At 64.0% G+C, this 13,222-nt stretch carries 9 protein-coding genes; 4 read left to right on the top strand and 5 right to left on the bottom strand.

The genetic code is table 11. The features are described from left to right. Positions 1–52: 52 nt before the first annotated feature. Positions 53–1,918, top strand: coding sequence for an acetyl-CoA hydrolase/transferase C-terminal domain-containing protein (locus AB1N67_RS23975; protein ID WP_367863443.1), 1,866 nt, complete (start codon positions 53–55; stop codon positions 1,916–1,918). 29 nt (positions 1,919–1,947) lie between these two features. Here AB1N67_RS23975 and xpt read toward each other — a convergent pair whose 3' ends face one another. Both xpt and rep read right to left on the bottom strand, forming a co-directional pair. Then, the gene (gene xpt / locus AB1N67_RS23970) at positions 1,948–2,520 is read right to left on the bottom strand and encodes a xanthine phosphoribosyltransferase (RefSeq protein ID WP_043213018.1); all 573 of its coding nucleotides are present in this window, start codon (positions 2,518–2,520) and stop codon (positions 1,948–1,950) included. A gap of 71 nt (positions 2,521–2,591) precedes the next feature. After that, positions 2,592–4,601, bottom strand: coding sequence for a DNA helicase Rep (gene rep, locus AB1N67_RS23965; protein ID WP_043213020.1), 2,010 nt, complete (start codon positions 4,599–4,601; stop codon positions 2,592–2,594). Between the two features lie 252 nt (positions 4,602–4,853). On the opposite strand from rep, the gene AB1N67_RS23960 reads away from it, so the two are divergent. Then, on the top strand, positions 4,854–6,518 hold the full coding sequence (locus tag AB1N67_RS23960) for a bifunctional diguanylate cyclase/phosphodiesterase (RefSeq protein ID WP_043213023.1): 1,665 nt from the start codon (positions 4,854–4,856) through the stop codon (positions 6,516–6,518). Between the two features lie 60 nt (positions 6,519–6,578). On the opposite strand, the gene AB1N67_RS23955 is transcribed toward AB1N67_RS23960, so the two are convergent. Then, complete coding sequence (locus AB1N67_RS23955; RefSeq protein ID WP_090344226.1) at positions 6,579–7,967, bottom strand: NorM family multidrug efflux MATE transporter; 1,389 nt, start codon at positions 7,965–7,967, stop codon at positions 6,579–6,581. A 156-nt stretch (positions 7,968–8,123) separates the two neighbouring features. On the opposite strand from AB1N67_RS23955, the gene AB1N67_RS23950 reads away from it, so the two are divergent. Further along, positions 8,124–9,074 (top strand): LysR substrate-binding domain-containing protein, encoded by a 951-nt coding sequence (locus AB1N67_RS23950; protein WP_052352480.1) that lies wholly within the window; start codon positions 8,124–8,126, stop codon positions 9,072–9,074. A 64-nt stretch (positions 9,075–9,138) separates the two neighbouring features. Here the strand turns inward: AB1N67_RS23950 and AB1N67_RS23945 are convergent, their stop codons facing one another. Both AB1N67_RS23945 and AB1N67_RS23940 read right to left on the bottom strand, forming a co-directional pair. Continuing rightward, complete coding sequence (locus tag AB1N67_RS23945; RefSeq protein WP_197852550.1) at positions 9,139–10,524, bottom strand: VOC family protein; 1,386 nt, start codon at positions 10,522–10,524, stop codon at positions 9,139–9,141. Positions 10,525–10,643: 119 nt separating this feature from the next. Continuing rightward, entirely contained in the window at positions 10,644–11,534 is an 891-nt protein-coding gene (locus AB1N67_RS23940; RefSeq protein ID WP_043213029.1) for a LysR family transcriptional regulator, read from the bottom strand. 136 nt (positions 11,535–11,670) lie between these two features. Here AB1N67_RS23940 and AB1N67_RS23935 point away from each other — a divergent pair, with 136 nt between their 5' ends. Continuing rightward, positions 11,671–13,161, top strand: a complete 1,491-nt coding sequence (locus tag AB1N67_RS23935) for an aldehyde dehydrogenase family protein (RefSeq protein WP_043213031.1) — start codon at positions 11,671–11,673, stop codon at positions 13,159–13,161. Positions 13,162–13,222: the final 61 nt, after the last annotated feature.

The following is a 13,222-nucleotide window of genomic DNA, read 5'->3' as shown; positions in this document are numbered from 1 at the left end:
TCACGGGTAATAACGGTCCAACCCCTGCGCATGGATGTTCACAGGAGGCCCCATGACCCAATGCTGTTCCCTCGACCAGGCGGTAGAACAGGTCCTGGCCCGTCTACCCGCCCACATCCACATGGGCCTGCCCTTGGGCCTGGGCAAACCTAATGCCTTCGTCAACGCGTTGTATGCCAGGGTGCGCCAGCTACCCGAGCGCCAACTGACGATCTACACCGCTTTGAGCCTCGGGCGGCCGCCGCTTGGCGATGGCTTGCAACGTCGTTTTCTGGAGCCCTTCGTCGAGCGGGTTTTTGCCGATTATGAAGAGCTCGACTACCTCGCCGACCTGCGCAACGACAGCCTGCCCGGCAACATCCGCGTCGAGCAGTTCTTCCTGCAGCCTGGCAGCCTGCTGCACAGCGAGAGCGCCCAGCAGGACTATGTCAGCAGCAACTACACCCATGCGGCGCGGGACATCAACGCCAAGGGCCTGAACCTGATCGCCCAGTTGGTAGCCGCCACGCCCGAGCGCCCCGATCACCTGAGCCTTGCCTGTAACCCGGACATCACCCTCGACCTGTTGCCGATGATCGCCCGTCGTCGCGCCGCCGGTGAGACCATCCTGCTGCTCGGCCAGGTGCACACCGAGCTGCCCTACATGCCTGCAGGGGCCGAACTTGGCCGGGAAGCCTTCGACCTGTTGATCGACGAGCCTGAGCGGCGCCGGTTGTTTTGTACCCCGAACATGCCGGTCACCACCCAGGACCACTGCATTGGGCTTCACGCCAGTGCCCTGGTGCGCGATGGCGGTACCCTGCAGATCGGCATCGGCGCCATGGGCGATGCGGTGACCGCGGCCTTGTTGGCGCGCCAGGGTGACAACGCCGGCTACCGGGCACTGCTCGATGCTCTGGACCTCACGCCCTGGCAGGGATTGATCGAGCGCGAGGGTGGGCGCGATGCCTTTGCCCAGGGGCTGTATGGCTGCAGCGAGATGTTCGTCAACGGTTTGCTGGTGCTGGCCGAGGCGGGGGTAGTACGGCGCCCGGCCGACGAGGACGGGGCTTTGGTGCACGGCGGATTCTTCCTGGGCCCCGAGGCGTTCTACCGGCGTCTGCGGGAGATGCCTCTTGAGCAACGCGACCGTTTCGTCATGACCGCGATCAGCTACATCAACGAGCTGTACGGGCAGGAGTCGCTCAAGCGTCGCCAGCGCCGCGACGCTCGTTTCATCAACACAGCATTCGGCATGACCTTGCTCGGTGCCGGCGTGGCCGACCAGCTTGAGGATGGACGGGTGCTCAGCGGGGTAGGCGGGCAATACAACTTTGTCGCGCAAGCGCATGCCCTGGAGGGCGGGCGCTCCCTGCTGCTCCTGCGCAGCTGGCGCGAGTCCGGGGGCGAGGTGACTTCCAACCTGTTCTGGAACTACGGTCACTGCACCATTCCCCGGCATCTGCGTGACATCGTGGTGACCGAATACGGTATCGCCGATCTGCGTGGACAGACCGATAGCGAAGTCATCGCCAGGTTGCTGGCGATCAGCGATTCACGTTTCCAGCAGCCGTTGATGGAGCAGGCGAAGGCGGTGGGCAAGCTGCCCAAAGGCTTCACGCTGGCCACGCGCTTTACCGACAACACGCCCGAGCGTCTGGAGGCGATACGCGAGCGGCATGCGCGGCTGTTCCCGGAGTATCCATTGGGGTGTGATTTCACGGCCGAGGAGCGGGATTTGCTTCGGGCACTCAACTGGCTCAAGAGCAAATTCAAATTGAGTGAAGTGCTGGCGTTGGGCAAGGCAGCGCTGGATGCGCCCGCGCCCGAGGCCTATCCGGCGCAGTTGGCGCGGATGGGGTTGGCGCAGCCGCAGGGGCTTAAGGAAGAGCTGTACCAGCGATTGCTGCTGGCAGGGTTGGCCGCCACCCGGAGGTAGCAGGGGCCGCAAGGCGGCCCCAGGAGGCATCAGTCGATGAACGTGACCACGCCGCCTTCGAGCGACTTGACCCGAGCCAGCGACTCGACGCGGTAGCCCTGGCTGTCCAGTTCGGCGCGGCCGCCCTGGAACGATTTTTCGATCACGATGCCCAGGCCTGCAACGGTGGCACCGGCCTGCTTGATGATCGAGATCAGCGCCTGGGATGCCTTGCCGTTGGCCAGGAAGTCATCGATCACCAGCACGCGGTCGCTGCTGTTGAGGTGACGCGGCGAGATGGCCACGGTGTTCTCGGTCTGCTTGGTGAAGGAGTACACCGAGGCGGTCAGCAGGTTCTCGGTCAGGGTCAGCGACTGGTGCTTGCGGGCGAAGATCACCGGCACGCCCAGCTTCAGGCCGGTCATCACCGCCGGGGCTATCCCTGAGGCTTCGATGGTGACGATCTTGGTCACACCGGAGTCGGCGAACAAACGGGCGAACTCGTCACCGATCAGCTGCATCAGCGCCGGATCGATCTGGTGGTTGAGAAACGCGTCGACTTTGAGAACCTGATCGGAAAGCACGATGCCTTCTTCGCGAATCTTCTGCTTCAGTGCTTCCACTGTGGTATTCCTCGATGTAGCAAAGGTGGCCACGGACCAGGCCGCGGCAAAGGTTGAATAATAAGGGTTGATCAGCGTCTGAGCATGGCCCGGATGTCGGCCAGCGCATTGTTGCCGCGCGCGGCCTTCACTTCGACAGGCGCGTCGTCCAGGCCCTCCCAGGCCAGGTCGTCCGGCGGCAGTTCGTCCAGGAACCGGCTGGGGGTGCAGTCGATGATTTCGCCGTACTGCTTGCGCTTGGCGGCAAAGGTGAAGGCCAGGGTCTGGCGGGCGCGGGTAATGCCCACGTAGGCCAGACGCCGCTCTTCCTCGATGGTGTCGGCCTCGATGCTGGAGCGGTGCGGAAGGATTTCCTCCTCCATGCCCATGATGAACACGTAAGGGAATTCCAGGCCCTTGGAGGCGTGCAAGGTCATCATCTGCACACCTTCGGCGTTCTCTTCCTCTTCCTGCTGGCGCTCGAGCATGTCGCGCAGCACCAGCTTGCCGATGGCGTCCTCGATGGTCATGTCACCCTCTTCGTCCTTCTCGAGGGTGTTCTTCAAGGCATCGATCAGGAACCAGACGTTGCTGATACGGAACTCCGCCGCCTTGTCGCTGGCGGTGTTCTGGCGGATCCAGTTCTCGTAGTCGATGTCGCGGATCATGTCGTGCAGGGCCGCGATCGGGTCTTCCAGGGCCACGCGCTGGCGCACCCCGTCGAGCCAGTGCTTGAAGCGCTGCAGGCGCTCGGTGTAACGGGCATCCAGGTGCTCGCCCAGGCCCAGCTCCTCGCTGGCAGCGTACATCGACACGCCACGCTCGGTGGCGTAGTTGCCGAGTTTTTCCAGGGTGGTGGAGCCGATTTCCCGGCGCGGCACATTGATCACGCGTAGGTAGGCGTTGTCGTCGTCCGGGTTTACCAGCAGGCGCAGGTAGGCCATGAGGTCCTTGACCTCCTGGCGTCCGAAGAAGCTGTTGCCGCCGGAAAGGCGGTACGGCACCTGGTGGTGCTGGAGCTTGAGCTCGATCAGCTTGGCCTGGTAGTTACCCCGGTAGAGGATGGCGAAGTCGCTGTAGGGCCGGTTGGTGCGCAGGTGCAAGGTGAGGATTTCCATGGCCACGCGCTCGGCCTCGGCTTCCTCGTTCTTGCAGCGGATCACACGGATCTCGTCACCCACGCCCATCTCGCTCCACAGCTGCTTCTCGAAAGCATGTGGGTTGTTGGCGATCAGCACGTTGGCGCAGCGCAGGATGCGGCTGGTGGAGCGGTAGTTCTGCTCCAGCATCACCACTTTCAGGGAGGGGTAGTCCTCCTTGAGCAACATGAGGTTTTCAGGACGTGCGCCCCGCCAGGCGTAGATTGACTGGTCGTCGTCGCCCACCACGGTGAACTGGTTGCGCATCCCGATCAGCATTTTCACCAGCAGGTACTGGCTGGCGTTGGTGTCTTGGTATTCGTCCACCAGCAGGTAGCGCACACGGTTCTGCCAACGTTCGAGTACATCCTTGTGTTCTTCGAACAGCTTCACCGGCAGCAGGATCAGGTCGTCGAAGTCCACTGCATTGAACGCCTTGAGCGTACGCTGGTAGTGGGTGTAGACGATGGCGGCGGTCTGCTCGCGGGGATTGCGGGCTTTTTCCAGGGCCTCGGCGGGCAGGATCAGGTCGTTCTTCCAGGCACCGATCATGTTCTTGATCTCGTCGATGCCGTCGTCGCCTGAGTATTCCTTTTGCATGATGTCCGACAGCAAGGCCTTGATGTCGGTCTCGTCGAAGATCGAGAAGCCCGGCTTGTAGCCCAGGCGCTCATGCTCCTTGCGGATGATGTTCAGCCCCAGGTTGTGGAAGGTGCACACGGTCAAGCCGCGGCCTTCACCTGGACGCAGGAGGGTGCCGACCCGCTCCTTCATCTCGCGCGCGGCCTTGTTGGTGAAGGTCATGGCCACGATGTACTGGGCACGGATGCCGCAGTTCTGGATGAGGTGGGCGATCTTGCGTGTGATCACGCTGGTCTTGCCGGAGCCTGCACCGGCGAGCACCAATAGAGGGCCGCCGACGTAGTCACAGGCTTCTTGTTGCCGGGGATTGAGTCGGGACATGCTAGAAACCGGGGGTCACCAGAAAATAGCCGCGCATTCTAGCAGGCATGGGGCGGTTGTGGCGTTACCGTCTGACAGTGTGATGCAAGGCGCGAATCGGATTTGCCGCTTTTGTTACTTTCGCGCAGGATGCACGACAAAATGCGTCGGGATACTGGCTATGGAGTGGCACTTTAAGTGAAAATTATTTTCATTCGTGAGGGCTGGATGCTCCGCGCCCGTCGTCCTACTGTTCAAGCCTAAGGAGCTCGCTTGTCCACGCCTGTCGAACCGTTGCGTTTGCTGCTGTTGGCTGATGAGCCGGAATGGGCCACCCTGCTGCGCGAGTGCCTGCAGCCGCTGGCCGGGAGCGCGGTCTTGTTGACCGCACCGAATTGGGAATCGGTGGACAGTCTGTTCGCCAATGACCGCCAAGCCGTCGTTTTGGCGAGGCCGGCATTGCAGCCGGCCCCCGGTCGTTGTGACCTGCCCACCATCCTGTTGCTCGATGAAGAGCCTGACACGCCACCCAGCGCGGTCAGCGACTGGCTGGTGCGCGAGCAGTTGAGTGGCGATGCGCTGCGTCGTTCCCTGCGCCACGTGCGCGAGCGGGGCGTGCTGGTGGCCACCTTGCAGCGCCTGGCCGAGCAGGACCCCTTGACCGGCATCGCCAATCGCCAGGGCTTCCAGGCGCTGCTGACGGCGCGTCTGGCGGAAAACGAAGGCCGTGGCGTCGCGCTGGGTCACCTGGACCTGGACAACTTCCGCCACGTCAACGATGCCTTGGGCCATCAGGGCGGCGACCGCCTCATCCTGCAAGTGGTGGCGCGGTTGAAGCAGCAACTGGAGGCCGGGGACCAGCTGGCCCGCCTGGGAAGCGACGAATTCGCCCTGCTGATCGACACCCGGCGTGACGCCAACCGCGCCGAGTGGATGGCCGAGCGCATCGTCGAGGCTCTCGCCGAACCCTATTGGGTCGATGGCGAGAGCCTGTTGCTCGGTGCCAGCCTGGGCGTGGCCCACGCCCGGGCCCAGGCCGGCGCCGATCCGCTGATGTGGCACGCCCATATCGCCATGCGCCAGGCCAAGGGCAGCCAGGGCTGCACCTTCCATGTGTTCAACGAGCGTATCAACCGCAACGCCCGCAGCCTGGCCGATCTGGAAAGCGAGCTGCGCCGGGCCCTGCGTCGCGACGAGCTGGAGCTGCACTACCAGCCCCGGCTGAGCCTGGGCGATGGACGCATCGTCGGCCTCGAGGCCCTGGTGCGGTGGCGTCATGCCGAGCGAGGCCTGCTGCCACCGAGCGAATTCGTGCCCCTGGCCGAGCAGAGCGGCTTGATCGTGCCCTTGGGCTACTGGGTGATCTCCCGGGCCCTGCGCGACATGCAGGCCTTGCGAGAGCGCGGGCTCGAACCCTTGCACATGGCGGTTAACCTGAGCTTCCGCCAATTCCAGGACAGCCAGTTGCTGGCCACGCTCAGCCGCTTGATCATCGAGCATGGTGTCGATGCCCGCTGGCTGGAATTCGAGCTCACCGAGACTGCCGTCATGCGCCGCAACGAGCTGGTCCGCCAGACGATGGACGCCTTGGGGCGCCTGGGCGTGCGCTTTTCCCTGGATGACTTCGGCACAGGTTTTTCGTCGTTCGTGCACCTGAACAGCCTGCCGATCACTCTGCTCAAGGTGGATCGCAGCTTCGTGGGCGGCATGGAGCTACGCGAGGAGAACCGCAAGCTGGTGCACGCCATGATCAACCTGGCGCACAACCTCAACCTGGAGGTGGTGGCCGAAGGGGTGGAGACCGAAGAGCAGTTAGCGCTGCTGCGTGGGTTCGGCTGCGACCAAGTGCAGGGATACCTGGTGAGCAAACCCCTTCCGGTGGAGGCGTTGATGGATTACCTGCAGCAGGCGGCGCAGGCGCAGGTAGTGAGTCTATAGCTGCGGCGGTATTTTCGCGGGGGGAACCCGCTCCCACAGGGCTTCGCCAGCCCTGTGGGATCACACCGACATCGGTGCAGCTTCAGCCTTGTGCGCCTTGCCCAACATCCGCTTGGTCCGCCACTCGAAGCCAAGGGTCAGCGCCACCGCTGCGCAGGCCAGCCCCAAGGCCAGGCCCCACCACACACCCACCGCGCCACCGCCGAGGGTGAAGGTGAACAGCCAGGCGCTGGGTGCCCCCACCAGCCAATAGCAGCACAGGCCGATGAGGAAGGTGGTCTTGGCGTCTTTCAGCCCGCGGATAGAGCCCATGGCGATGGTCTGCATGCCATCGAACAATTCGAACCAGGCCGCGACCATCACCAGGCTCACGGCCAATTGGAAGATCGCCGCGAAAGCTGGGTCGTCACGGTCGATGAACAACCCGACCAGCGTATCGGGCAGTAACCAGAACAATGCCGCGAAAGCGAACATGATCATCGCCCCGAAACCGATCCCCACCCGCCCGGCGCTGCGTGCGGCCAGCAGATTCCCACCACCGTAGTACAACCCCACGCGCATGGTCACCGCATACGACAGGCCCGTCGGCACCATGAACGCGGTGGAGACGATCTGCAGGGCGATCTGGTGCGCCGCCAGCTCCGTGCTGCCCAGCACCCCCATGCACAGGGCGGCGAAGGCGAACAGGCCGACCTCTACCATGTAGGTGCCACCGATCGGCAGGCCCAGGCGCCACAGCTCACGCAAGGCGGGCAGGGATGGGCGCGACAGGCCCTTGCGCAGCGGGTAGGCGGCGTAGGCCTTGTGCCAGCGAATGTACAGGGCAAGCGCAATGGCCATGCCCATCGACACCACCGCCGTGACCAGGCCGATGCCCATCAGGCCCAGCTTGGGCAGGCCGAACATGCCTTCGATCAGCGCATGGTTGAACACATAGTTGAGCACCGTGCCCACCAGGCTGATGACCATCACCGGCGTCGAACGGCCCAGGGCGCTGGTGAAGCCACGCAGGGCCATGAAGGTCAGGTAGCCGGGCAGGGCCAGCGGCAGCAGCGTGAGGAATTCCATCGCCGAGGCGACGTTCTCCGGCTGTTGGCCAAACAGCAGCAGGGCCGGCTCCAGGTTCCACAGCACCAGCGCGGCCACCAGGGCCAGGCCCCAGGCCAGCCATAGGCCGTTCTGCGCCAGACGGGTCGCGCCGGGAACGTCCCCGGCGCCCTGGCGGATGGCGACCAAGGTGCCGACCGCAGCAATCACGCCCAAGCAGAAGATCGACACGAACGAATAACTGGCGGCCCCCAGTCCACCCCCGGCCAGGGCCTGTGGGCTGATGCGGGCCATCATCAGGGTGTCGGTCAGTACCATCAGCATGTGCGCCAACTGCGAGGCGATCAGCGGGCCGGCCAGGCGCAGCAGAGCCTTGAGTTCGGTGGTGGGCGCGACGTGCATTGGGATGTCCTTTTTCCTGAATCTGTTGAGCGAGCCGTTGATTCTGAGGCTTCGGTCAACTTTGCACAAAAGGATAAATGCGATCGTTGGCATGAGTCGGACTCATGCATATATGATCCTGTGCATTCCATTCTCGCCCCGCTGGGCAGGTGCCAGATGTCTCGTCAGCTTCCCCCGCTCTATGCGCTACGCGCATTCGAAGCCGCCGCTCGGCTGAGCTCGTTCACCCGCGCCGGTGAGGAACTGTCCATCACCCAGAGCGCGGTCAGCCGGCATATCCGCACCCTGGAGGATCACTTCGCCTGCCGCTTGTTCGTGCGCAACGGTCGCAGCCTGCAACTGACCGAGGCGGCGCGGGTGCTGTTGCCCGGCGTGCGTGAGGGCTTCAGTGCGCTGGAGCGGGCCTGCGACACCTTGCGCGGCGAAGACGACATCTTGCGCATGAAGGCCCCGTCGACCTTGACCATGCGCTGGCTGTTGTCGCGCCTGAGCCAGTTCCGTCACCTGCAGCCAGGCAACGAGGTGCAACTGACCAGCGCCTGGATGGACGTGGACCATGTGGACTTCAATCAGGAGCCGTTCGACTGTGCGGTGTTGCTCAGCGATGGGTTATTTCCCGCGGACTGGGAGGTGCGTCGGCTGTTCTCCGAGCTGCTGATCCCGGTGGGCGCGCCGGGCCTGCTCGATGATGGCCCATGGGACGAGCGACGCCTGGCCGGCATTGAGCTGTTGCACCCGACGCCGGACAAACGCGATTGGCGCGCCTGGCTGGAGCGCATGGGGCTCACCGACAAGGTCTCGCTCAAGGGCGGGCAGGTGTTCGATACCCTGGAGCTGGGCATGATCGCAGCTGCCCGTGGCTATGGCATCTCCATGGGCGATCTGCTGATGGTGGCCGAGGACGTGGCCCAGGGACGCCTGAGTCTGCCGTGGCCGACAGCGGTGCCCAGTGGCATGGATTACTACCTGGTGTGGCCACGAACGAGGCCTGGGGGAGAGCGTTTGCGCAGGTTGAGCGCCTTCTTGCAGGAAGAGGCGGCGGCGATGAACCTACCGGATGTGAGCATCCTTGAGACCCAATCGCGGGATCGCTCGAATTCCGATTGATCTGGCTGTTCGCGGGTAAACCCGCTCCTGGAGGGGCCTGGGAGCGGGTTTACCGGCTAATGGCTTACAGCGACTTGAGGTTCAGCGCCTGGGCACAAGCCTCGAGTGAGCGCTGCTCGCTCTGGGCATACAGCGCCAGTTCATCCTGTACCTTCATCTGCAGTGCCGCTTCGAATGCCTCGCGGTTGGCGTTGCTGCCGTACTCGGCCTGGGCATCGTCGCCCAGGTTGGACTGGAAGATCCCGGCGGCGCTGACCGGCAGGAAGTCTTCGTACACCAGCGCCTCGAAATGCACGTGGCCGGCATCGATCAGGCCTTGCAGGGTGGTCGGACGACCTTGCTGGTCGCGAGCGGCCAAGCCTTTTTCGGTGGCAAAGTAGCGGAAGTACGCCAGCCCCTGTTCGCGCATCTGCACCAGGTCGTCCGGGAATTCGGCGAACTGCGCCTTGAGCAGCGCCATGTAGCGTTCGGCGTTGGCTTCGGCCGGTGCGCCGCCCAGGGCCTCGCGGGTGGCGTCGAGCAAGCGGTCATAGAGCTGGCGACCCTTGGGGGTCAGCGCCGCACCGCGTTGTTCGATCTCGCCGAAACGCGCGGTGTGGCTGCCTTGTGCATCGCTGAACGCGACCTTTTCCTGCAGCGCCTTGAAGCTGGTCTGGCGCAGCAAGATCGGGTGTCGGCGGGTGGGCGGGCCTTCGACCACAGCCTTGGGCGGAATGCCTTTGGCTGGCATGCCCAGCTGGACGGCGTCGATGTCCAGGGTACGTGGGGTCAGGTGGTTGATGTGCGGGCCCTTGAAGGCCACGACATCGGCGATCAGGCGATGCTGGTCGTGCAATTGCTGGTACTGCTCGGCCGTGACAGTGGCGTCCTGGTGCCAGCGGAAGGTGTGCAGCGCTTCCTGCACGAACGTATCGGCATCGCTGGCGCTCAGGCCGCCGTCGCGCTCGCACTGGGCGATCAGCTCCAGCACCCGCGGGGTGAAGATCTTGCGCTTGGCCAGGATGCCCTGGGCCAGTTCGCGCAGCTGCGGGTTGTCGATCAGTTCCAGGCGCAGCAGCGAGGTGAACACGCGGAACGGGCTGATGTGCAGGGACTGCTCGTGTACTGCGCGAAACGCGGTGGAATGCACAGGCACGCCGGCGCTGCTCAGGTCGTAGTAGCCGACCGGCTCCATGCCCATGACCGCGAACAGGCGGGCGATGGTCGCGAGCTCCTCGGCGGTACCGACGCGGATGGCGCCGTGGCGCTCTTGATCGAGGCGCTCGATTTCACCGGTCCAGCGCAGGGCTTCGGCGATCTTGGGCTGCTGGGTCATGACCTGCTGGTTGATTTCGCTCACCAGCTCCAGCAGCGTGCCGTACAGAGGCACTTCCTGTTTGTACATGAGGGACATTGCGGCAGAGAACTGCGCGCGGATGCTGTCGGGGCTGACGAAATCGTGGGCGGGCATCGCTAGCTTCCTGGGGGTGAGTGAGTACCCTTACATGAAAGCTGGGAATGCACTTTCCCCACAAGCGAAAAAAAGTGCAGGTGTCATTCCTTTTTGGATCGACCTTCTGGTCCCACCTATCAGCCTTGCAGCTGGTCTTTGATCCACTCCACCAACGCCCGCACCTTCGGCACCTCCGCGGCATGTTCGGCGAACGCCAGGTAATGCGCGCCGTTGCTCTTCATCGCATGGTTCCAGGCCATCACCAGGCTGCCCTCGGCCAGTTCCTTGGCCACCAGGTAGCGGGGCACCAGCGCCACGCCGCAACCGGCTTGTGCCGCGCTCAGCGCCATATAGAAGGTGTCGAAGCGTGGCCCGTGGTAGCTGTTGTCGGTATGCAGCCCTTGCTCCAGGAACCACTCGTGCCAGGCCTCCGGGCGCGAGGTGCTTTGCAACAACACAAGCTGCGCCACCGCACTGGCGTCCTTGAGCTCACGGCCTTGCAACAGCTCCGGCGCGCACACCGGCACCACCTCTTCGCCGAACAGCTCCACGCAGGTGGCGCCTGGCCAGGTGCCCTGGCCATAGAAGAACACTGCATCCGCCGAGCCCTGAAGCAGGGCGAAAGGCTCCATTTCGTTGCGGATGTCCAAATGAATGTTCGGGTAGCGCTTGCCGAAGCCCTTGAGGTGCGGAATCAACCAGCGCACGCCAAAGCTTGGTTGTGTGGCTACCTTCAATACTTCGGTCTGCTCGCCATAGGTCAGGACGTAGCGGCTGGACATGTCCACCTGGGTGAGAATCTTGTTGACTTCGGCCAGGTACAGCGAGCCGGCTGGTGTGAGTTGCAAACGTCGGCGGATACGCAGGAACAGATGATGCCGGAGCATCTCTTCGAGCTGCGCGACCTGCTTGCTGACCGCGCTCTGGGTCAGGTGCAGCTCTTCGGCCGCGCGGGTGAAGCTCAAGTGGCGAGCAGCAGCCTCGAAGCACTGCAAGGCGGTCATCGAGGGTACCAGGCGTTTGGACATAGCGGTCTCTACGGCAGGAGGATCATTACCTGACGGAATGATATGCGGAATAAAGGTCGTTTGTTGCGCTAGTGTCATCGGATTAATACTGATCCACATCAGGTTTTCAACCCTTCACCCCCTGTAGGAGAAGCACATGGTCGCTGGATTGCTCGAGCGCCTTGGCGTTGCCGCCGAGGCTTACACCCAGGGTGACTACCCTGTTCACACCCCGATCGACGGTAGCCAGATCGCCTCGGTGAAACTGCTCGGCAAAGCCGAGACCACTGCCCGCATCGACCAGGCCCACAAAGCTTTCGAAGCCTGGCGCAGCGTGCCGGCCCCGCGCCGTGGCGAGCTGGTGCGTCTGTTCGGTGAAGTGCTGCGTGCACACAAGGCCGAGCTGGGCGAACTGGTGTCCATCGAGGCCGGCAAGATCACCCAGGAAGGCCTGGGTGAAGTGCAGGAAATGATCGATATCTGCGACTTCGCCGTTGGCCTGTCGCGTCAGCTGTACGGCCTGACTATCGCTTCCGAGCGTCCAGGCCACCACATGCGCGAGACCTGGCACCCGCTGGGCGTGGTCGGCGTCATCAGCGCCTTCAACTTCCCCGTAGCGGTCTGGGCCTGGAACACCGCGCTGGCGCTGGTCTGCGGCAACGCCGTGGTGTGGAAACCGTCCGAGAAGACCCCGCTGACCGCCCTGGCCTGCCAGGCACTGTTCGAGAAGGCCCTGAAAGCCTTTGGCGATGCACCGGAAGGCCTGAGCCAGCTGGTGATCGGTGGTCGCGAAGCCGGCGAAGCCTTGGTGGATGATCCACGCGTACCGCTGGTCAGCGCCACCGGCAGCACCCGCATGGGCCGCGAAGTGGGCCCGCGTGTAGCCGCCCGATTTGGCCGCAGCATCCTCGAGCTGGGTGGCAACAACGCCATGATCCTGGCCCCGAGCGCCGATCTCGACCTGGCCGTGCGCGGCATCCTGTTCGCCGCGGTCGGTACTGCGGGCCAGCGCTGCACCACCCTGCGTCGCCTGATCGTGCACCGCTCCATCAAGGACGAAGTGGTTGCCCGCGTCAAAGCCGCCTACGGCAAGGTGCGCATCGGTGACCCACGCAAGGACAACCTGGTCGGCCCGCTGATCGACAAGCCATCCTTCGACGCCATGCAAGGCGCGCTGGCCAAGGCCCGCGACGAAGGTGGCCAGGTGTTCGGCGGCGAGCGCCAGCTGGCCAGCGAATACCCCAACGCCTACTACGTTTCGCCGGCCATCGTCGAGATGCCGGGCCAGAGCGAGGTGGTGCGCCACGAGACCTTCGCCCCGATCCTGTATGTGCTGGCCTATGACGACTTCGAAGAGGCCCTGCGCCTGAATAACGAAGTACCGCAAGGCTTGTCGTCGTGCATCTTCACCACCGACCTGCGTGAGGCCGAGCGCTTCCAGAGCGCCTCGGGCAGCGACTGCGGTATCGCCAACGTCAACATCGGCACCAGCGGCGCGGAAATCGGCGGCGCGTTCGGTGGCGAGAAGGAAACCGGCGGTGGTCGTGAGTCCGGTTCCGATGCCTGGAAAGGCTACATGCGTCGTCAGACCAACACCGTGAACTACTCGCGCGAGCTGCCGCTGGCGCAGGGGATCGTGTTCGACTGATGATCGCAGGCCGGGGGCCTTGCCCCCGGTTCGCGGGTGGACCCGCTCCCACAGGTACAAC

This window comes from Pseudomonas guariconensis (assembly GCF_040822035.1).
Taxonomy (GTDB): domain Bacteria; phylum Pseudomonadota; class Gammaproteobacteria; order Pseudomonadales; family Pseudomonadaceae; genus Aquipseudomonas; species Aquipseudomonas guariconensis.
This window is presented reverse-complemented; position numbering and strand designations above follow the sequence as displayed.